Annotated in this window: 19 protein-coding genes; 6 read left to right on the forward strand and 13 right to left on the reverse strand. The window is 52.8% G+C overall.

Features of this window, described 5'->3' with window-relative positions; translation table 11 throughout:
- Positions 1 to 3: 3 nt before the first annotated feature.
- The 10 genes from pheS to pxpB all read right to left on the reverse strand — a co-directional run bounded on the left by pheS (position 4) and on the right by pxpB (position 10,034).
- Positions 4 to 1,038 (reverse strand): phenylalanine--tRNA ligase subunit alpha, encoded by a 1,035-nt coding sequence (gene pheS, locus GON22_RS12965; RefSeq protein ID WP_160396520.1) that lies wholly within the window; start codon positions 1,036 to 1,038, stop codon positions 4 to 6.
- Between the two features lie 423 nt (positions 1,039 to 1,461).
- On the reverse strand, positions 1,462 to 2,100 hold the full coding sequence (locus tag GON22_RS12970) for a transposase (RefSeq protein ID WP_160396521.1): 639 nt from the start codon (positions 2,098 to 2,100) through the stop codon (positions 1,462 to 1,464).
- A 647-nt stretch (positions 2,101 to 2,747) separates the two neighbouring features.
- Positions 2,748 to 3,374: a DUF1775 domain-containing protein gene (locus tag GON22_RS12975; protein WP_442954376.1), complete on the reverse strand. Its 627-nt coding sequence runs from the start codon at positions 3,372 to 3,374 to the stop codon at positions 2,748 to 2,750.
- Positions 3,375 to 3,640: 266 nt separating this feature from the next.
- Entirely contained in the window at positions 3,641 to 4,375 is a 735-nt protein-coding gene (locus GON22_RS12980) for a response regulator (protein ID WP_160396522.1), read from the reverse strand.
- Positions 4,365 to 5,210 carry a sensor histidine kinase gene (locus GON22_RS12985; protein WP_160396523.1) on the reverse strand — a complete coding sequence of 282 codons (846 nt, stop codon included), beginning with the start codon at positions 5,208 to 5,210 and terminating at the stop codon, positions 4,365 to 4,367. Before GON22_RS12985 ends, GON22_RS12980 begins: the two co-directional genes overlap by 11 nt.
- 11 nt (positions 5,211 to 5,221) lie before the next feature.
- The gene (locus GON22_RS12990; protein WP_160396524.1) at positions 5,222 to 6,841 is read right to left on the reverse strand and encodes a copper resistance CopC/CopD family protein; all 1,620 of its coding nucleotides are present in this window, start codon (positions 6,839 to 6,841) and stop codon (positions 5,222 to 5,224) included.
- Between the two features lie 169 nt (positions 6,842 to 7,010).
- Positions 7,011 to 7,439 carry a gamma-glutamylcyclotransferase family protein gene (locus GON22_RS12995; protein ID WP_160396525.1) on the reverse strand — a complete coding sequence of 143 codons (429 nt, stop codon included), beginning with the start codon at positions 7,437 to 7,439 and terminating at the stop codon, positions 7,011 to 7,013.
- A 40-nt stretch (positions 7,440 to 7,479) separates the two neighbouring features.
- Positions 7,480 to 8,244: a LamB/YcsF family protein gene (locus tag GON22_RS13000; protein WP_160396526.1), complete on the reverse strand. Its 765-nt coding sequence runs from the start codon at positions 8,242 to 8,244 to the stop codon at positions 7,480 to 7,482.
- Positions 8,245 to 8,280: 36 nt separating this feature from the next.
- Entirely contained in the window at positions 8,281 to 9,318 is a 1,038-nt protein-coding gene (locus GON22_RS13005) for a biotin-dependent carboxyltransferase family protein (RefSeq protein WP_160396527.1), read from the reverse strand.
- The gene (gene pxpB, locus GON22_RS13010) at positions 9,315 to 10,034 is read right to left on the reverse strand and encodes a 5-oxoprolinase subunit PxpB (protein ID WP_160396528.1); all 720 of its coding nucleotides are present in this window, start codon (positions 10,032 to 10,034) and stop codon (positions 9,315 to 9,317) included. The genes GON22_RS13005 and pxpB overlap by 4 nt, the downstream gene beginning before the upstream one ends.
- A gap of 183 nt (positions 10,035 to 10,217) precedes the next feature.
- Here pxpB and GON22_RS13015 point away from each other — a divergent pair, with 183 nt between their 5' ends.
- Genes GON22_RS13015 through GON22_RS13035 form a run of 5 tightly spaced genes read left to right on the forward strand, consistent with a single transcriptional unit; the run spans position 10,218 to position 15,608 of the window.
- Positions 10,218 to 11,081 carry an ATP-binding cassette domain-containing protein gene (locus tag GON22_RS13015; RefSeq protein ID WP_160396529.1) on the forward strand — a complete coding sequence of 288 codons (864 nt, stop codon included), beginning with the start codon at positions 10,218 to 10,220 and terminating at the stop codon, positions 11,079 to 11,081.
- Positions 11,078 to 13,348: a hypothetical protein gene (locus GON22_RS13020; protein ID WP_160396530.1), complete on the forward strand. Its 2,271-nt coding sequence runs from the start codon at positions 11,078 to 11,080 to the stop codon at positions 13,346 to 13,348. Before GON22_RS13015 ends, GON22_RS13020 begins: the two co-directional genes overlap by 4 nt.
- Positions 13,345 to 13,935 (forward strand): RNA polymerase sigma factor, encoded by a 591-nt coding sequence (locus GON22_RS13025; RefSeq protein WP_160396531.1) that lies wholly within the window; start codon positions 13,345 to 13,347, stop codon positions 13,933 to 13,935. The genes GON22_RS13020 and GON22_RS13025 overlap by 4 nt, the downstream gene beginning before the upstream one ends.
- Positions 13,916 to 14,725, forward strand: coding sequence for a hypothetical protein (locus GON22_RS13030; protein WP_160396532.1), 810 nt, complete (start codon positions 13,916 to 13,918; stop codon positions 14,723 to 14,725). Before GON22_RS13025 ends, GON22_RS13030 begins: the two co-directional genes overlap by 20 nt.
- 22 nt (positions 14,726 to 14,747) lie before the next feature.
- A complete protein-coding gene (locus GON22_RS13035; protein WP_160396533.1) occupies positions 14,748 to 15,608 on the forward strand; it encodes an ATP-binding cassette domain-containing protein in 861 nt (286 codons plus the stop codon).
- Here GON22_RS13035 and GON22_RS13040 read toward each other — a convergent pair.
- Positions 15,605 to 16,912 carry a VWA domain-containing protein gene (locus GON22_RS13040; protein ID WP_160396534.1) on the reverse strand — a complete coding sequence of 436 codons (1,308 nt, stop codon included), beginning with the start codon at positions 16,910 to 16,912 and terminating at the stop codon, positions 15,605 to 15,607. The genes GON22_RS13035 and GON22_RS13040 overlap by 4 nt on opposite strands.
- Before the next feature lie 121 nt (positions 16,913 to 17,033).
- On the opposite strand from GON22_RS13040, the gene GON22_RS13045 reads away from it, so the two are divergent.
- Positions 17,034 to 17,342: a hypothetical protein gene (locus GON22_RS13045; RefSeq protein WP_160396535.1), complete on the forward strand. Its 309-nt coding sequence runs from the start codon at positions 17,034 to 17,036 to the stop codon at positions 17,340 to 17,342.
- A 105-nt stretch (positions 17,343 to 17,447) separates the two neighbouring features.
- Here GON22_RS13045 and GON22_RS13050 read toward each other — a convergent pair whose 3' ends face one another.
- Positions 17,448 to 18,413, reverse strand: coding sequence for an aldolase catalytic domain-containing protein (locus GON22_RS13050; RefSeq protein WP_160396536.1), 966 nt, complete (start codon positions 18,411 to 18,413; stop codon positions 17,448 to 17,450).
- A 91-nt stretch (positions 18,414 to 18,504) separates the two neighbouring features.
- Positions 18,505 to 19,836 (reverse strand): MFS transporter, encoded by a 1,332-nt coding sequence (locus tag GON22_RS13055; RefSeq protein WP_160396537.1) that lies wholly within the window; start codon positions 19,834 to 19,836, stop codon positions 18,505 to 18,507.
- Positions 19,837 to 19,931: the final 95 nt, after the last annotated feature.

The raw sequence follows: 19,931 nt of genomic DNA on the forward strand, positions 1-19,931 counted from the left end.
GCGTCACATACGCCCGAATTGATTCAAAAACCGTTGATCGTTCGTATAGAAATGACGGATGTCGTCGATTCCATATTTCAAGAGGGCAATCCGCTCAACACCCATGCCGAATGCAAAGCCAGTCACCTCGTTCGGATCGTAGCCGCCCATCTCAAGAACGCGTGGATGAACCATGCCGCAGCCAAGAATTTCAAGCCAGCCAGTATGCTTGCACATCCGGCAGCCTTCGCCGCCACATTGTGAGCAGGTTACATCAACCTCTGCACTCGGCTCCGTGAACGGGAAGAAGCTTGGGCGAAGGCGAATCTGCGCTTGTTTGCCAAACATCAATTGAACGAATTGAAGCAGCGTTCCTTTGAGATCGCTCATTCGGATGTTTGGCCCAACGACCAACCCTTCAATTTGATTGAATTGGAACGAATGCGTCGCGTCATCATCATCACGGCGATATACTTTGCCTGGGCAAATGATTTTAACGGGGAACTTGCCATTCATTGCTTTCATGGTCCGTATTTGAACCGGTGAAGTCTGCGTACGCATCAGGATTTCATCTGTAATGTAGAACGAATCCTGCATATCGCGTGCCGGATGATTCTTAGGCAAATTCAACGCTTCGAAGTTATAATAATCCGTCTCAACTTCCGGTCCCTCAGCAACCGAATAGCCAAGGCCGACAAAAATGTCTTCGATTTCTTGTACAACCTTATTTAATGGATGCACCGCGCCTGTCGGCAGCTCATTTCCTGGCAGCGTAACGTCAATCGTTTCTTCACGCAGCCTTGTTTCCGTTTCCTCGCGCAAGAACATTTCTTGCTTCTCGTTGATGACCGACTCAATCGCTGCACGAACATCATTGCCAACTTGGCCGATGATTGGGCGCTCTTCAGCACTCAAGCTGCCCATTCCACGCAAAATTTCCGTCAATGCACCTTTTTTCCCTAAATACTTTATCCGCAAATCGTTCAACTGCTGTTGATTAGCAACTCCTTGCAGTTCCTGTAGCGCCTCTGTCCGAAGCGCCTCTAAACGTTCTTTCATGCCTAAATCCCTCCATCGTGATCAGAGCCCAATGGCTCCAAATACAAAAAAGGCCCTTCCTCCCCGTTAGGGACGAAAGGACCGTGGTACCACCCTATTTTGAGCTGTGCATCCCCCGTATCTATGTGAAGACCACAAGAACGGAACGATTAAGCTTCTCTTACCGGGTAACGGCCGGCGCCGGGCTCCCTACATACGGCCATTCAATCGGCACGCGTTCAAAAGCCTGCTCAGGAGTGAACTTCAGCAGCCCGCCCTCGTAAAGACGCTCTCAATCTCCGGCGTCTTCTCCCTGTTCGTTCGGCACTGCGTACTCTTCTCCGTCATAGCAATCCATCTATTGCCCTTTATTATATCCAACTCGCCAGCAGCAAAGCAAGCAAAAAGCAGCGAATCAGCAGCGAATTAGGCACACTCCTCCGTTTAACGCGCATTACAGCGCCAAAAACACAGCTTAGCACTAGAAAACGCAACCGCATGATACAGCATAGGCTCTACCACTTCAAACCGCCATACACCTGCTTGCTTACGAAAAATAAATTCATCCACATACCGCTGCCAATAACGAATGCGGCGATATTGAGAGGCCATGACCCGCCGCGCACGTACCCCAAGCCTATTTACTGCATCTTGAACGACCATCATCTGCGGTAAAGGTTCGTCACATACCAGAGCTGGCGGCATGCCAGTAGCCGCTCCATTCCAATCACGCATCGCTTCACGCACGATATGAACCATGCGAAGGGCTGTTCGATAATGAATAGAAAGCAAGGCAGACAATTTCCGTGCCGAACAATCCTGCTCCGTCGTAAACCAATAAAAAACGAATAACCAGTAGGACATCGGCAGTTTCGTGCGATGAAGAAGCGTATTCGATGTAATCGATATCTGTGTCTTGCAGTAGACACATTCATATAAATCACGTGTTGTTATATAGGAAGCAGCGTCGTGGCCGCATCTCGTGCAGCAGAAGCCATCTGGCCAGCGCAGCTGAAACATATATTGCCGACTAGCTGCCTCATCCGGAAACTGAGACATGAATTCAGTAATACACGCAGTCACTAAGCACACCTCCTATCAAACGCCAGAACATTTGTTCTCTTTTTTTATCATAACGAACAAACGTTCCTATTTCAATCCTTTTTTCTCACGTATTTGCTTATTTCACATTTTCACCCCACAGCACCATCTTTTCAACTCTATCCCCGGCCACTGCTGTATCAACTACTTCAATTTACTGATTAACAAAAAACACTTCATTTTGCTCTTCAACAGAGTTGCTTTCACCATCTATCGCAATAAACACACTTCCCTGAGTGAAATGCCTATATTGATTTTGGAATAAGTGGAGCCGATGGACAAGTTATTCTCATTATGTGAGAAAGTCAAATTGCTCTTATCCACCGAGTCACTTCAGAAAAAATTAAAATCAAATCAGGCATAGGGTAACCTAAATCTAAAAACATGCATTTTCAACGATATAGGCATTTCACTCAGGGACAGTGAATTAACGTGACATAGCTGGCGGCAGAGCGGTCAGCTGGGAGCCGACAATATGAGGGGATGTTTAACAGTCGAGCATTCAGCTGGTCACATTACACAAACAAAAAGACCGTTATCTTGATGCATTTGATCCAAATGCTAACAAGATAACGGCCTGAGGCACCGCAACTTTCTATCTCAGATTTGTTAGGGCAGTGGAACGCGTCTTAACGTTTTTTGCGCGTTAATGCGATTAGAAGTGCAATTGCGCCGAGCGCTACAGCAACGATTGATAACACGAGTGATGCCGTTCCGTTGCCGCCGTCGTTGTTCTTGTCTGCCGATGCAGCTGTCTCGGTTGCCGATTGCGTGTTCTTGCCGTCCGTTCCTGCTTCAGTACCGTCATTAGCTTTCGTTGAATCGCCAGACGATACAGACTTATCTCCTTCCGCGTTGCCAGAGGAAGCCCCTGCTGAGGAGCCGTGACCATGGCCATCGCTACTAGCTTCTGCGGCCGTGACAGCCGTGACGGAAGCAGGTTTATCAGCCCCATCTCCGCCCACCCATTCGACGAGCGTGCCGTTCGCATACGTTTGGTAAGCTTTCCATACAAGCTCTGTTGCATCGTCTGCAACCTTGCCGTTAACGCGGAACTCAGTAAATTCCGTATCGCTCAGGCCTGGACCGTCAGCCGTCCACGTAATGCTCGTAATTTTGCTTTCCGCATCCTTCTCGAGCGTGTATTTCCAGCCAGCTTTAGGCTCAACGCGGCTAACCTTGATTTGATCTGGAACTTTCACTTGCACTTTGACCGTATTCGTATCCTTCTCTTCACTTGGTACGCGTACGGACATCACTTGATAGGAACCAGCAGGAACTTGCTGTGGCTGAACCGTTACATGCGCACTGGCAATGCCTGCGAACATCAGCAAGCTTACTGCCATTGTTGCAGCTATCGCAATTTTTTTCATTGTGTTTTTCATTATCATTTTCAATCGACATCCCTTCTTTAATACGGACCGCTTCTTTGACCTGGACTAAGTATAGCCTCAGCAATAGCCGGTCGGCATGACTCGAAAGGGCTATCCATTGTGACAAATTTGTGCAAACTCAATTGCATTCACATGCCTTGCTCGTGCGCATACCTTGCCAGTTGAACACGATTGTCGAGATGCAGCTTTTGAAGAATATTTTTCAAATGATTTTTCACCGTATGCTCGGAGATGCCGAGTTTCACACCGATTTCCTTATTTGAATCGCCGTATGCTACACGCTCTAATATTTCTTTCTCCCGTTCAGTAAGAGGCGTGGACGCGGCATGGCGATTGGATGCTGGCTTGCTGCCCTGCATAGGCACATTGGAAGATCGGGCCGGTTGCTGTGCCAAAGGCATAGGCGCCGTTCCTAAAGCCACAGTCGCTCCCGTAAACTCTTGTAGCAACCGTGCGGCTAACTCCTTAGACATTGGCGTTTCATCAATTGCTACTGCACGCAAATATTCAAGCCACGCGGAAGGCATTAAATTTTTGAGCAAATAGCCTTGTGCACCTCGCCTAATCGCTTCAAACAGATCCGTAATATCGTCGGATACCGTGACCATCACAATTTTGGCAGATGGCAGCTTCTCCTTAATGCGCTGTGTCGCTTCGAGACCGCCGATTCCAGGCATTCGAATATCCATCAGGATAAGGTCCGGCTCTAAATATTCAACAAGCGATATTGCCTCTTCACCGCTCGTCGCTTCCCCAACAATTTCGAAAGACAAGTCAGCAGACAAAATATCGCGCATTCCCTCTCGCCCATGCGGGTGATCGTCAACCAGCAGCACACGAATGGCTGTTTCTTTATTTTTCACGCCCGTCACCTCGATTGTTGACGATTTCGACTGTTGTACCCTCGTCCTTGCTTCCTTTGATTGTAAACGTCCAGCCCATTCCGGCTGCCCGATCGCGCATCATGCGTATGCCAAACCTGCCTTTTGCCCAGAAATCGGTCTCTTCACTTCCATTCCCATTATCCTGAACAACAGCTCGAAAACCATTGCCAATCGGCTCGCATGCCAATATTAAGGCGTTAGCATTCGCGTGCTTGCGAACATTCATGACAGACTCGCGCAAAATCGCCAACAGCTCAACCTGCTCTTTGCCAGTAAGCAAGCCATCAGACAGCCGCCAGTCCAGCCTAACCTGAATGCCATTGGCGTTCGCTTCATCCGCTAGTCCACGAATGGCAGACATCCAATGCACATCCGTCGTAACAGGGGCTGTTCGAAGGTTTGCAATCGATTGGCGCACGTCCTCATAAACATGGCGGACTGTCGCCCTAATCTGTTCCGCTGCAACTGCCCGGCCGCCGCTATCTTGTGCCCGCTCCAGCTTATCCAGCTTAACGGACATCAGAAAAAGGGATTGCGAGATGCCGTCGTGCAGCTCACGGGCCAACTGTTCCCGTTCCTCAAAGGCAGCCTTCATCGCTTGGCCCCTTTGAAGCTGATTAAGCGTCTCCTCCAGCATCCGGAATAGTTTCGTTAACAAGGTAAGCGTGACGAGCAACACGATAAAGGGAGTTAGCACATTGCCAAGCTCCATAGATAAATAAGGCAGCAGCACTTGATGCCGCACATATTCCCAAATCCCTGTTGCTACCGTCGGCAGCAGAAGGATTAACCATTTGATTTTTGTATAGGACATCGTTGCCCACCTCAGTAATTACGGAATGTCGTGGTCTCGACCAATTCATTATCTTCTTTATCCATCACACGAATCTCAGCTGTCCACAGGTCAGGGTATGGAATATACGGCCCCTCCGTCCGGTAGGTTGATTTTACATAACCATCGAACGCGTCAACCTCATCATCTTCGTAAGCTTCTAGTGGAATGTCGATCGGCGCATCCGGATGTTTTTCTGAACGGAAACGAAGCACAACTGATTTGGGTTGGCCCGTCTGCTCCGGAAGCCAAACTTTGAGCGTAACCTTGTTATCGCCAGGCTTATTAGGCGTTACGCGGAGCGATAAGTGCATTTTGGCGCCCATTTGATGGTAACTGACCGGTTCGTTCGGTGGCAGAGGGCTTACATACGTAAACAAAGCCGTAATGATAATGATGCAAGCCATAAGCAGGCCATCCATTTTTAAAAGCCCTGGTGCCGGCAAATCCCCTCGCCTAACCCTTAGCCGCAGGAATACGCCAGCAATGATGACAAGGAGTGCTAATCCAGCTTTTATTGCCAACATGACGCCCCAAGCCGTCAGCCATAAATAAGAGAGCTTCGGCAAGAAGAGCAGCGTCATGCCTACGCCCGATAACACCAGCGCCGCTAATGACAGCACCGCACCTCCTGAGAATCGAGTGGCGAATCTGCCCGCTTCTTTGCGGTCTTTGAACCAAAGAACGAGCAGCAGCGCCAGGCCACCTGCCCAAAGTGATGCAGCAATTAAGTGTACGCCATCTAACGCAACCGTGAGTGCTTTAGGGTTGTTAACGGCTGCGTGACCGCTCCAGCTTTCTACAGCTAGCAGCGCAATCACCCATGCGATACGGACATAGCGCCCTCCACGCAAAATAACAAACCCGATCAATGTAAGGACGACCGTAAACAGCCATGTCATCCCTACCCCTGTACGGGTAAACAGCCGCGCCCACTCGTCGAGCGGCTGCCCTTCCATTACCTCGCGCGCATGGAAGAAGACATACAGGATCGATGCGAATAAGAGTGCACGAATGGACGCAAGCGACCATTGTTGAACGATGGGCTTCGCTTCTGTCCGCTCAAATCGCACGAACGCAGACCAAAGCATAATTCCTGCCGCAAGGAGCAACGCTCCATAATAAAATACGCGTACGGCATACAATACAAATTCAGCAGGCGACAATTGGGCCGCAGTCGCCTCATGCCCGGCATGTCCGGTTTGCGCATGAAGATCGAAGGTCGAGGCATCCTTAGCCTCCGGCGGATTGCCGACAATGAATACATAGGATCCGTTTACCGGATGCCCGTCTTCGGAAATGATGCGGTAGGTAACCGTGTAGACGCCTTCCTTGAGCTTGGGCAACGCAACCGTTGCCCGTGTATGATCGGCGTTGGTTTGGATAGCCGCATTGGCATCAATGGGGCGCGATTGCGAATCGAGCACTTCAATCGCTCCAACGCTTGTTTCGATCGCTTCGTTAAACGTTAGCTGCACGGAAGACGGGCTTGTTGCAAGCTGCTCCCCTGCATCTGGAACCGTCTCTAGCAATTGGGCATGAGCATCCGCATTAGGCGACGTCCACAGCAGCCAAGAAATAAGAAGCAACGTACTGAGCAAAAAACGTTTCATAATAAATCCGGCACATCCTTTCGGGTCAAAAAAAGCGTGTCCAGCCTTAGTTTACAAAATTATGCCGCAGCATTCCGTTCTATAATTTGAACATTATCAGAACGTTCATGAAACAAGCAAGCTGTTCACACGCTAATCTGGCACGGCGGCGGACCGAATTCGTTTTCCATTACGCAAGGGACTGCCGGCTGATTTTGGCAGCATAAAAGTCTGGCCAAAACGTAGCAGCAATAGGCGGAAATCCTCGGTCATCAGGCCACACATAGACCCAGCCAGAGAGGCCTGGATTGTCCAAATCACGGACCCAAATTCGGTCATAATCATTATTCTCTTCATAGCCTATGAACTCTTCCAGTTCATCCATTGCCGCTAATCCGTTCCGATCTACTGTAATCCACTGCCCAGTAACAAATGCGGCGGTTTGTTTTGCTGCGGTATCTCTTACTAACGCGGGATATGGGCCAAAATCAACGAGCCGCCCTGCTATTCGCCCTTCCTCCGCATGAAGTACAAAAGAATCAACGACATGCCGATTATGCTGTCCTGGCAGCAGTGAGCCATAGATGAATACTCTGATTATTCTTTTGTTCACATCCATGCCCAAACTCTCCCTTCAAGTTGAATGTAAAAGGCATGCGTTAAAATGGCGCTTGTATGCGGATCGATTCGGCTTCAAGCCCTTGCCGAATCGCTGCCGCCCATTGAGCGGCATGCGGACCATCGCCATGCAAGCAAATCGTGTGCGCCACAATTGCAGCCTCACGGCCATCTGTTGCCTGAACGGTTCCTTGTGTAACCATGCGAATCGCTTGGCGCAAGGCATCATCTGTGGTTGTGAGTACAGCATTCGGTTTTGAGCGCGGCGTCAAATTGCCATCGGATTGATACGTACGGTCGGCGAAAACCTCGGAAACTGTACGCAAACCAGCCGATTTGGCAGCCTCAAGCAATAAACTTCCTGATTGGGCGTAAAGCAGCAGCTGCGGGTCCATATCCCGCACAGCGCGCGCGATGGCATGGGCAATCTCCGCTTGCTGATTAGCCATATGATATAGTGCGCCATGCGGCTTTATATGCCGGAGCCGTCCACCTTTGGACCGAACGAATGCCTCTAGCGCACCTGTCTGATAGAGAACAAAATCATAAGCCTCCTGCGGCGTTATCGCCATTTCCCTCCTGCCAAAGCCCATTCGGTCAGGTAGGCCTGGATGGGCGCCGATGGCTACGCCTGCTTCGATGCAGCTGTTGACCGCATTTCGCATCGTATGCGGATCGCCAGCATGGAATCCGCAAGCAATATTTGCACTTGTTATATAGGGCAGGAGCGCTTCATCTTGGCCAAATGTGTACGAGCCAAAGCCTTCTCCGAAATCAGCGTTTAAATCGACGGACTGTTGAGGCATGTTTGCACCTTCCTTTATTAGTATTAGCTCCGCTATCTATGGCTGGCGCAAATGGATTGCTGCCGCTAAGGCACGAAGCTCCGCTTCTCGGATACGAAGAAGGCGCTGTGCCTCTCGCAGGCAAATAGGCCGAAAGCTTATATAGTCGCCCGGCTTGGCTTGAGCCAGCAACGGGAAATCGACGGAAACGACATGCGCAAGCTTTGGATAACCGCCTGTCGTCTGGCAATCGGCGCCTAGCACGATCGGCAGACCGCCGTCTGGCACTTGAACGACGCCCGGCACGATGCCGTGGGAGGGCAGCTCGGATCGCTCTGCCCTTGGAAGAGGCGAGCCTTCGAGCCGCACGCCCATACGGTCGGAAGCTGCCGATACGCGATAGCGGCCGCTGAAGAAGGCGGTACGGGCAGCTTCTGTAAACTGCCCGTACTCGCTGCCCGGCATCACGCGCAGCTCGATGCCGCCAGGTCCTGCACCGCCATAAGCTTGCGGCGGTGCGTACCAGGCCGCCCCAGTTGCTGGGCGGCCTATGCTTGAGGCGGCGCGAGGCTTCGCCAGCGCCGCAAGCCATGCAGCCGCCCACGCGGATGGGGCGGCTGCCCCTGCGGCGGAGCCGCAGGGCACGGCATCGCCGGCGCGCAGCGGCCGACCGGCGATGCCGCCGATGGCGGCGCGCACGTCCGTGCTGCGGCTGCCAAGCGCCGGCGGCGTGCCGATGCCGCCGGCTGCCGCGACGTATGCGCGGCAGCCAAGTCGCGCCGCGCCGAACGTTAGCGTCGCGCCGGCCGGCACGTGTACCGGCCGCCACATCGCAAGCTCGCGGCCGTCTAGCTGTGGCGCCATATCGGCGCCGGTAACGGCGACCAGCAGGTCCGTCGCCGCTGTCATTGTCGGTCCCATAAGCGTCAGCTCAAGGCCTGCTGCTGACTCATCGTTACCGACGAGCATATTCGCTACGCGCATTGCATATGGGTCCATTGCGCCGCCGCTGGACAAGCCGGCTGCCCGGTGCCCGTCGCGCCCTAAGTCCTGTATCGTCGTATATAGCCCAGGCTTAGCGATGTATAAGCTCATTCTCCTCCCCCTTCCCGCTCCAGCTCGCGGAAGCGTGCCTCATCAATCGGCACGAACTGCACCTGATCGCCAGCGCGCAGCAGCGCTGGCTGCTCCCGCCTCGCATCGAACAGCCGTAGCGGCGTTCGGCCGATCAACTGCCACCCGCCTGGCACAGCCAGCGGGTAAATGCCCGTTTGCCCGCCGCCAATGCCGACCGAGCCCGCGGGGACCCGCGGCCTTGGGCTGCTTAGGCGCGGCTGAGCAAGAATCTCCGGCAATCCCGCCATATACGGGAAGCCGGGCACAAAACCGACGAGCGCTACCGTATACACGGCTTCCGCATGCGCTCGAATAAACTGCTCCGCGCGCAATCCGCTGCGCGCGGCCGCCTCCTCCAGATCCGGTCCCATGCTGCCGCCATAGCAGACCGGAATTTCCATGTGGCGAACATCTGGCCGCTGCACGGCAGCCACATTCGCCAGCATTTTGCCTATCATGCTCGCTATCAGCGCGTATGGTTCGCAGCCATCTGGCCTCCCTAAAGCAATTAAGATCGGATCGTATACGACCGTAACTGTGGCATAAGCAGGAATGACGTCGATAATGCCGTGTAGCTTATTGTCTCGTAGCATATCTGCTGCAGCAGCCATCAGTCTCCAGTCTCCAGCTTCCCCCGCTTCCTCCCACTCCGCGATAAGCGCTCGATCACCCAGCGGCGAGATGTTCCATCCCATTTCATGCCCCTCATTTCTCCGTCTTTCCCTAAGATTCAACATCCTGATTTCCTCTGATATAATTAAGTTTGGCGTAAACCAAACACATTGTCTAGAAGCGTTTCCCACTATTCGGTTTCTCAAGAAGCTTCTTCTCGAATCTTTTTGCTTGAACCTCTCGTTGAATGAAGCAGGAGGGATTACATGCTAACCGCCAATCGACTTGGCAAACGATATAAATCCGGCTGGGCGCTTCACCCGATTTCCGTCTCGTTCGGTCCCGGCATGCACGGGCTGTTAGGGCCCAATGGCGCCGGCAAATCTACATTGCTCCGCATGCTTGCAGGCTTGCTCGCACCGACGACAGGCGACGCCGAGCTTCACGGCTTGTCCGTAAGGCATGGCTACCGCTCGCGCCAGCATATCGGCTTCGTCCCACAAGCGTTCCGCATGCACGCCCAGCTGTCCGGCATCGAGACCGTTAAGCACTCGGTTATGATGCGCGGCGTGTCCGCACGCGTTGCCGCCTCGGCCTCAGAAGCCGCCTTAGCGGCGGTCGGGCTCACCGAGACAATGGACTGGGCGGTACGCAACTACTCGTCCGGCATGGTCAAACGGCTCGGAATCGCGCAAGCAATCGCCTGCGGCCCTGATGTGCTAATTGTCGATGAGCCAACCGCAGGGCTCGATCCCGAGGAGCGAGTGAAGCTGCGCAGCGTATTGGCTGAGCTGTCCCAGACGAAAGCCGTTATTCTCTCGACGCATGTCCTGAGCGATGTGGGCATTTGCCGCGATATCCATGTGCTCTGCGAGGGCAGACTGTTATATAGCGGAGGCAAAGAGGAGCTTGCCTCTCACGCCAAAGGGCAGGTATGGCGCTGGGAAACATCGGAATCGGAATGGCGGCGGCAGCCTGCTGCGGGCATTATTGCAGCCAAACGCACCTTCGAAGGGCTAGAATGCCGCGCGTTATCGATGTCGATGCCCCATCCCTATGCGATAGAAACAGAACCATCCATGGAAGAAGGCTACTTGGCATTGATCAGTTCAAGTAAATTACAACAATGATTATGAACAGAGAAAATCATCACTCTTATACGCTAGCTAGCCTCTTACTCCTTTATATTCGGTCGGCTATGCTGCACGTCGCGCTGGAATGCAAGCTGCTTTTTCGCCTGCGCTGGCCGATGATTCTTCCGCTTGGAGCAGGCATTTGGGTGTTTATGTCACTCACACTTCCTGCTGGCGCGGACATCCCGCCTAATTTCTATGGCGATGCCTCCCAGCAGCATGCTGTCGTACAGTCGTTGACTGCCGTATTGCCTGCCTTGCTAGGAGTGCTGCTTATGCGCCGTGACCTGCTAAGCGGCAACTTTGACTGGTCGTTCGGTTCGCCGTTGCCTAACGCCTTGCTCGTCGCCGCCAAATTTACTGCCGGTCTCCTGTATATGGGCCTATTTATCGGCTTTATCTCAGCAGGGGATGCGATTGCTGCCGCCCGATTCGGGCTCTCGGGAAACGCCATCGCCTATGAGCTGGGATGGATACTGTTGCATTACGGAATGACCTACGGCATCACGCTTGCGCTCGGCATGGCAATCGGTGCACTAATGCCATCCCGCTTCGCCCTGCCTGTCGCCTTTCTCGGGTGGGTATTCGGCGCATTCTTCCTGCAAATCTATGCCTTGCCCGAAACCGACTGGTATATGCTCAAAGCATTCATGCTATCGCATCTCCTTAACGATAGCACCTCATTCGGTAATGACGGTTGGACGCCGTCCCTATATTGGAGTGAATATGCCAAGCTCGCGCTATTTGTAGCGGCATTCGGCTTGTTCCTCCTTACGCTGGCTACAGCGGCTGTTCGCCGCGTACGCCCAAGCATGCACAACCGAAGGCATCCGGCCACAGCTGCGGCCGTTGCATTGCTGCTCTCGATCGCCGCCGCGCTGCCTTACGCCCATTTATGGATGGAACGGCTAGATCGCGTCGCTCTAATAAGGAGCACTGCTCCATCGTACGAGGCAATTTCGCCGCATGAGCCGTATCAATTTCAGCTATCTTCCGTCTCGATTGTTGCGGAACGGATGCCTTCTGATCGTTTGCGGAGCGATGTGACAGTTACTGTCCCGCTGCACAACGGCGCACCGTTGCCAGCTTCGCCCGAGGTGGAGAAGGTCGCTTGGCTTCAACCGAATCGCTTAGCATTCCTGCTCCACCCCGCTATGGCAATCCAGTCGATTCAATGGGACGGACATCCCGTAGATTGGAACCGTAGCGGCGAGCGCGTATTCGTGACCATCCCGCCAATTGCTGGCAATGCATCCGTTGGCACGATTGAATTTCGATATGAAGGAAAGCTTTTGGACTGGGCAAGAACGAATAACTCAGAAGGCTATTGGAGTTTCATCCACGGCGGCTCGCTTTACTTGCCTGGAACTGTGGGCTGGTATCCGCTCCCAGGAGGAGACAGCTTGTTCTATAAAGGCAGTACGGCACGCGGAGGCCCTGGCAATTACGTGAATCGGACGGATGTTACCTCGCATCTCTCAGCAGACTTCGACGTCACAATGAAAGGATTCGATGAACAGCTGTTTGCCACACTGCCAGCATGGGAGGCACATGCATCGGATGCTCCCGGCACAAAATCCGCTTTCGCCAACGTGCAACGGTTCAAAGGCTCCCGCGCCCAGTCCATTGACATCATCGGCGGGCATTTCAAGGAGCTTCGGCACAACAGCGATGCTACCACGATTGTTACGACAGATGGCGATTTCAAGCGCAGCAGCTTGCTGCTATTCGAGCTGGAGCAAATTGAGCATTATTACGCCGGCTGGCTGCCGGGCCTGCACCCTGTCCAGCAAATCTGGACAGCGCCTATTTTCACAGTAATGCCTGTCGGCGGAGGATATGGCGAAATGCTCAAAAACGATACGCTTCTGCTCTCCGGCTCAGTAAACGGCATGTATGACTCTGATTTGCGGCTCGCAGCAAACATGCTCTTATTTCATGATCTCGATACGAACGCGGCAGACTGGACGCTTCTGGATCCAGCAACATCGCAGCCGCTGTCGATGATCTATGACATTCGAAACGCAGTTCGGTATATGCACGACGCTGAACAGCCCGATGCACGGCCAATTAGCCTATTATCTGATTCCGAGCAATGGCTTGCTATTAAAGCACAGATCGACCAAGCACTTGAAGCTGGCCGCACGAACCAGGTGAAGCAAGTGCTAAGCAAACTATGGACGCGGGGGCTAACGCTTCCGGGCAACCTGACAATTACGATGGAGGACTGGAATATGGCTTGGAACGAGGAGATGAACCGATGACCGACGACGAATTAGTACAAGGGATGGCGCGTGGCGAACAAGCCTGCTTCGAAGCCTTCGTTCAGCGCCATCATGCACCGTTATCCGGTTACTTGCAGCGCCAGCTGCGGGATGTCCAGAAGGCGGAAGACTTCGTACAAGAAACGTTTCTTCGTTTCATCAAGCAACTCAAGGAACGCTCCGTACCCGATAACGCGCAAGCGTGGCTTTACCGAGTCGCCCTTAATTTGTGCCGTGACTATTGGAAAAGCGCGCAGTACCATACGGATAATCGCCTAATGGCCGAAATGCCAGAACAGCGGGATACGCAAACTTCCGTAGTCGAGTTAGCCGAACGGCAAGAGACAAGGCAAGAAATCATCCGTTCGCTTGATGAGCTGCCTGATGTACAGAAGCAGGTTGTCATGCTTCGTTTCTTCCAAGACTTGAAGCTGCAAGACATCGCAGAGACGCTTCAGCTTCCGCTTGGTTCTGTCAAAACCCATTTGTATAAAGGGCTTCGCAAGCTGAAAGACAGGCTAAAGCCAGACAAAGAAAATACCCAACCATCGAGAGGGGGAAAACAGCATGAGCATGCCAAACGATGATGAATTAAAACAGCTTGAGTCCGAAATGGATGGCACCTTGGCGCCTTATACGGTGAAGCCAGTGACGTCCAGTGATACTGCTCGCTTGCTGCTTTCACTTCAACCCGCATTCAATGAAGTGATGCACGCTTCGCAGCCTGTAAAAGAGCAGCCAATCGCCACTTCCCGCAAGCAGGCCGTATCGCTCGGCCGGTTAATGAGAAGCCAAATTATCGCTTACTCCCGTGCGTATTGGGCAGCGAGTGCCGCATTGTTCGTGATGCTTCTATTTATGGTGGACCGCCTTGGGCTAGCAGCAGCCGACCGTGCAGTAGGCTGGTTTACAATTCTAATGCCAGCAGCACTACTAGGCGGCATGCTGTATAGCTTCCGAACCTGGAACCGCGAAATGCGAATGATCGAGAGCATCTCGCCATACCCGCCAGCGCTGCTGCTGCTAACCCGCTCGCTCATTGTTACCGCGCTTAATGTCATTCTCGGCCTAGCAGCAACCGTCTATATGGAGTGGACAGACCACCGGTTTAATGCGCTAGCTTTTCTAACGGGCTGGATGTCCCTTTATCTGTTGATTAGCGGTGTAGTCGCCAATGTTATGCTTCGCAAAGGATTAAAGCCAGCACTCGCTTGGGGGCTAGTACTCTGGTTTATTTGGAACTATGGCCTTGGATTCGCCGACTTCGAGTTGTATCGCATATGGGAAGATAAAATCCAGCTTGCTGCAATGGCCGCTGGCCTTATGCTGCTCGTTATGGCTTATCGCCGCAGCCTCGGCATCCGCGAAATTAAATGATTTCCGAAGGAGGTGCAGCCCTATGCTGCTCGATTTGCATCACGTCGATTGGCGACGGGGCGGCAAGTCGCCGTTTCGCCTCAACATCCCGCGATTAACATTCCGCCCTGGCATTACCTTGTTGGTCGGACGCAACGGTGCAGGCAAAACCTCGCTGCTTCAGTTGCTCGCGACAGCAGAGTTGCCGCTGAGCGGAACGATCAGCTACGATGGCTGGACCACGTCCCGCCATCTGCCGGAGATCCGCTCCCAGATCGGCTTCGTACCTACTGGCGTTGAGCTGTACGAGCAGTTGACGGCTTCCAAGCTGCTTCGCTATATGGAGCAGCTCAAAGGGTTCAGCGGCTCTGTCGAAGCTAGCCGCGTGCTAGAAGCCTTCCAACTGGAGCCTTACCGCTCCCGCAAAATCAAAACGCTTGCGCACGGCATCCGTCAACGGATCGCTCTTGCGCAAGCGTGGATTGGCAATCCTTCCTACATGATGCTCGATGAGCCGCTCAATGCAATGGATGCAATCGAACGGCTCCGGTTCATACGCTATCTCGCTGCTTATGCGCGAGACCGCGTCGTTATTGTGTCTACGCATGAGCTGAACGAATGGGAAGGCTGGGCCCAGCGCATCGTGTGGATGGACGAAGGCCGCCCCAAGTTCGACAGCTCTGCTGCTGACTGGCTTGCCAGCCTCCCGCTTCGCGTCTGGGAAGGGCCAGCTGATGCCGATACGTACCGCAAGATGGCCCCCACCAGCATCATTGATGTTAAGCCTTCCATTGACGATGGCTTTATTGTCCGGTTTATGGCGGCTGAACCGCCATCGCCATGCTTTGAAGAGCAGCAGCCGACGCTAGAGGATGCCTACTTCATCCGCCGCCGTTCTTCTTAAGAACGGCAATAGCGTGTAATAATATCCACCATCAAATCGTTCAGCGCGCGCACCTCGTACTCCCCAACAGCCGGCTTCAAATGCTCGCCACCAACCCCGCTATGGTCCGTCAGAAACAAATACGTTCCGCCTGTCGATACCGCCATATAACGCATCAGATGTTCTGTCGCAATATCGACGCCGCTCGATGCGATCGGAATAATCCGAATGCCCTGCTCTGCTGCTTTCTCCGTTAGGCTTTGCAGCTTCTTCAACACCTGTGGCTCATGGTGCGGGGGCGCATCCAAGACGACGAACATCAGCCGCGCGAGCGCCTCCTTGCTCCACTCATGGCCCTCTATCGCATTGCCGAGCGCTGACTCCACCGCTTCAGGGAAATCTCCGCCGCCAAACGCTTCTTGTTCCGCAATCTGCCCAACTGCTTTATCAATATCTCGCGTAAACGGGAATGGCCGCACAACATAATCATCATGCTCATCCCGATAAAAGTTCGGGCTTACTCGAATGTCGAGCTGCCCGTTATTTTGCTCGGATACGCGCGTGACGACATCCTTCAGTTCGGATTCCAAGTAACGCAACTCATCGGACATCGACCCCGTCGTGTCGACGACGAGCATCAAATCAACGAGCGCGGAAGGCCTCATCGCCTCGTCGAAGCTTACGTCCATCGAACGCCCCTGCTTTAGCTCCACATTCTCGAACTGCTTCTTTTGTTGGCCTGCCGTGACAGTCAGGGAATACTTACGGTCACCGCCCTGCTCTATGAATATAGTCGGGAACATATATGCGACGCCTGCTGCATTCGTCCGTGCCGCCCATGCCTGCTGCCCATCCTTGCTAGTTAGCACAACAGCTGCATCAGCGACCGGCTTGCCGTCTGCCTTTACCTTCACTTCCAGCCTGCGAAAATCATAAAACCGCCAATACGGGCGATTCTCTTCCCCTTCATGCGACGCCATCAGCTTGTTCCATGTGCTCCACTTCGCATTATCATCCCACTCACCTGCCGTTAGCGTTCCTGCATCTGGCAGGTTGCCTTGCTCCCCGTTCGTCGATCCTTCGGCAGACGTCGGCTCTTCACTTCGGTCCGGAGCTGCTTCCTCTGTCGCTGGAGCTGATTCGCCGCGGGAATCGCTCTTTTTCTCTAACTCCTTAGAAACGGAAGCAGAATCGGTTGCCGTTGCTTCGGATGATGTGCCATTATCCGATTTGTCCTCTTCTGAAGAAGAAGAGCAAGCTTGCACCAGCATGACGAACACAATCAGCAACACGAACAATCCGCCTCGTTTAGCCCTTTCCATCATTTAAGACAACCCCCTATATTTGGTCTACAATCGTTAGACGCGACGCCAATTGCATATGTTGCAAAAACATGAAGGGGCTTATACAATCGAATAAACAACGGAGAGGGGCATGCGAAGCCTGATGGAAACATTCCAAATTCAACAAATTACGCTCGCTGATCACAGCGAAGCAACAACAATAGAGCTAGCACTAACGTCAGCTGAGCTTGTGCTCATCACGGAGCATGGTTCTAAACTATGGTATATCGACGTAACGGGAGCAGGGCCGGCGTCACTGCTTGACCACTACTACAGCAGTGAACATATCTTAGTATCGGTAACCGCCCTCGCGGCTGATGGGCGCACGTTCCAGGGGAAAGCTTATTTTCATGCTAATGTCCCCAAGCAAGCCTGCGTGCTTCGTGGCGACGATGAGCTTATTGCGCTCTAAGCCCCGGCAACCCGATTTCCGATTCATACAAAAAAGGACACCCCGCCAACTCACCGAGAAAGCTCGGTCGAGCGGCAGATGTGTCCTTTTTCTATTGTTTCGTGCTTATTTGCTGTGTGCGATTTCTGGCGTCGTCAGACGATCATAGAAGTCGACCACTTTATCACGATTGTCGCTGCTGTCGCGTTGTGCCATAGCCGAGCGCGGATGCTCGTCCAGCATGCCTGTTACCATGTACTCCATAATGTAGCCCCACTCTTCTTTCTCGCGAAGCGGAAGCATGTGCTTCTCGATCATGTCGAGCACAGGACGCACGTTGTACTTCGCGTTAGGCAGATGCGCTACGAGAAGTTCTGTGTTGCAGTTGCCTGCTGCACGGCCCATGCCGTATACGGAAGCGTCGAGCAGCTCTACGCCTTTCTCTGCGGCAATAATCGTGTTCGCGAATGCAAGCTGCAAGTTGTTATGCGTATGCGAGCCGAGGCGTTTGTTCGGCAGGTGCTCCTTGAACTTGTCAACGAGGTATGCCATATCGTTAGGCTTCAAGCTGCCGTACGAGTCAACGATGTAAACAACGTCAACTACGCTTTCACGGATCAGCTCGAACGCTTCGATTAGTTGGTTCTCCATAACGTTGGAGAGCGCCATAATGTTGAGCGTCGTTTCATAACCGCGATCGTGGAATACTTTTACCAGCTCAAGCGCTTTGTCCACATCTTGAATATAGCAAGCTACGCGGATCAGGTCGAGCAAGCTCTCGCTGCGTGGCAAGATATCGTTCTCGTCTACGCGGCCGATATCGACAAGCGCCGAAAGCTTCGTGTGGCCTTTGTTCGGAATAACTTTCCGAAGGAAATCATCGTCCAAGAAACGCCAAGGGCCAGCACTATCTGCACCTTTCAGCAGCTTAGGCGAGTTTTTGTAACCAATCTCCATGTAATCAACGCCAGCTTCGTTCAAGCTATTATACAAGTGCTGAACGAACTCAATGCTGAAGTCCCAGTTATTAACGAGTCCGCCATCACGGATCGTGCAGTCGACAATTTTGCAGTGGCTAGTTTTCGAAGTCATCCGATTGTTACTCCTTATCGTTGAACATGAGTTCTTTTTGTTATCATCATACTTGAAATAAGTGCGGAACGCAAAACATTAATCGACTCTTTTAGACTTCCGTAATGACAGATTTTGCAATGCGGCCGCTTACGAAGATCGCGCATAGCAGGGCAAGCATGCTAAAAATGAGCCCATAAATAAACATATGGCGATAGCCGACAAGCAAATCCGTTGCGCCCGAAAGCATCGATCCCATAATGGTCACGCCGACCGCAGTCCCGATATTGCGGGAAAACATTTGCAACGATGCCGAGATGCCTTTTTCTGTTGGCCCAACGAGCTGTTGTGAACCAATGACGGACACCGTCGACAGCATGCCGAAGGCTAAGCCGAACAGAATAGATCCGAGAAACACAAACCAAAATCCCGTGGAGGCCGATAACAGCATAAACCAGAGGCCTGACACGACTAGAATAGCATTGCCGGCTAGTATGAGCTTTCGGTAGCCGTACCGCCCGATCCACTTGCCTGCCGGGACGCTGCAAGCCATCCAACCGAATGACATGCCCAGCATCGCTACACCGCTCAGGAAAAGCGAATAGCCTTGATGCTGCAAAAACATCGGCAAGTAGCTCGAAGCGCCGAACAACGCTCCATAAGTCAACAATGAGTTCACGTTCATCCAGGCCACCTGCTTGTTGCGGAACAAGGTGAATGGGATAAGCGGCGAGGCCTGGCGTTTCTCATGCCAATAAAACAGAACGAGCAGCAAAATCCCCCCTGCAAGGTACAAGTATCTGCCCGATTCGACAACGGTAGGCAGTAGTAACAGCCCGATCGCCGCCGTAAAAATAATAGCTCCGCCATAATCGATCTTTGCCCGCTTCGGCTCGTACTGCTCTTGGTAAGGCAACAGCAGCAGCAAAGACAGAATGCAGATCGGCAAGTTTACATAAAACACCCATCGCCAGCTCGAAAATTCCACAAAGACCGAGCCGAGCAGCGGTGCAATGACCGCCGATAACCCCCACATTGCCGTAAACATCGCTTGGATCGATCCTCGCTTCTCTACCGGGAACAAATCGCCTGCGATAATAATCGGAAACGGATTCATAATCCCTGCCCCAATGCCTTGGACTGCGCGGAACAAAACGAGCATCAGCATCGTATCTGCGCTGCCGCACAACATCGAACCAAGCAGAAACAGGACGATGCCTGCCGCGAACACCTTTTTGCGCCCGAACAAATCAGACAACCGCCCGGCAACAGGCGCCAATACCGTCGATAAAATCATATAGCTTGCAAACGTCCAAGCATAAAGCTCGATCCCGCCAAGCTCCTCCGCAATAACCGGCATCGTTGTATTCACAATCGTGCTGTCCATTGAAGCAACCAACATCGCCATAACAATGCTGGCCAATACGCTATACTTTCCTTTCATCGTTACCTCCTTAGGCTCTTATGCGCGACCATCCTGCCTTTTATAGCAAAAGGACCGTCCGCAGCCTACACGCTGCAGACGATCCCTACTCTTAA

It is taken from the genome of Paenibacillus sp. MMS18-CY102 (genome assembly GCF_009789195.1).
GTDB lineage: Bacteria > Bacillota > Bacilli > Paenibacillales > Paenibacillaceae > Paenibacillus_T.

Excerpts from the sequence above, each read along its gene's own strand:
- pheS (WP_160396520.1), bottom strand. The coding sequence starts at position 1,038 with ATGAAAGAACGTTTAGAGGCGCTTCGGACAGAGGCGCTACAGGAACTG.
- GON22_RS12975 (WP_442954376.1), bottom strand. The coding sequence starts at position 3,374 with ATGTCCGTACGCGTACCAAGTGAAGAGAAGGATACGAATACGGTCAAA.
- GON22_RS12985 (WP_160396523.1), bottom strand. The coding sequence starts at position 5,210 with ATGTCCTATACAAAAATCAAATGGTTAATCCTTCTGCTGCCGACGGTA.
- GON22_RS12990 (WP_160396524.1), bottom strand. The coding sequence starts at position 6,841 with ATGAAACGTTTTTTGCTCAGTACGTTGCTTCTTATTTCTTGGCTGCTG.
- GON22_RS12995 (WP_160396525.1), bottom strand. The coding sequence starts at position 7,439 with ATGGATGTGAACAAAAGAATAATCAGAGTATTCATCTATGGCTCACTG.
- GON22_RS13000 (WP_160396526.1), bottom strand. The coding sequence starts at position 8,244 with ATGCCTCAACAGTCCGTCGATTTAAACGCTGATTTCGGAGAAGGCTTT.
- GON22_RS13005 (WP_160396527.1), bottom strand. The coding sequence starts at position 9,318 with ATGAGCTTATACATCGCTAAGCCTGGGCTATATACGACGATACAGGAC.
- pxpB (WP_160396528.1), bottom strand. The coding sequence starts at position 10,034 with ATGGGATGGAACATCTCGCCGCTGGGTGATCGAGCGCTTATCGCGGAG.
- GON22_RS13015 (WP_160396529.1), top strand. The coding sequence starts at position 10,218 with ATGCTAACCGCCAATCGACTTGGCAAACGATATAAATCCGGCTGGGCG.
- GON22_RS13020 (WP_160396530.1), top strand. The coding sequence starts at position 11,078 with ATGATTATGAACAGAGAAAATCATCACTCTTATACGCTAGCTAGCCTC.
- GON22_RS13025 (WP_160396531.1), top strand. The coding sequence starts at position 13,345 with ATGACCGACGACGAATTAGTACAAGGGATGGCGCGTGGCGAACAAGCC.
- GON22_RS13030 (WP_160396532.1), top strand. The coding sequence starts at position 13,916 with ATGAGCATGCCAAACGATGATGAATTAAAACAGCTTGAGTCCGAAATG.
- GON22_RS13035 (WP_160396533.1), top strand. The coding sequence starts at position 14,748 with ATGCTGCTCGATTTGCATCACGTCGATTGGCGACGGGGCGGCAAGTCG.
- GON22_RS13040 (WP_160396534.1), bottom strand. The coding sequence starts at position 16,912 with ATGATGGAAAGGGCTAAACGAGGCGGATTGTTCGTGTTGCTGATTGTG.
- GON22_RS13045 (WP_160396535.1), top strand. The coding sequence starts at position 17,034 with ATGGAAACATTCCAAATTCAACAAATTACGCTCGCTGATCACAGCGAA.
- GON22_RS13050 (WP_160396536.1), bottom strand. The coding sequence starts at position 18,413 with ATGACTTCGAAAACTAGCCACTGCAAAATTGTCGACTGCACGATCCGT.
- GON22_RS13055 (WP_160396537.1), bottom strand. The coding sequence starts at position 19,836 with ATGAAAGGAAAGTATAGCGTATTGGCCAGCATTGTTATGGCGATGTTG.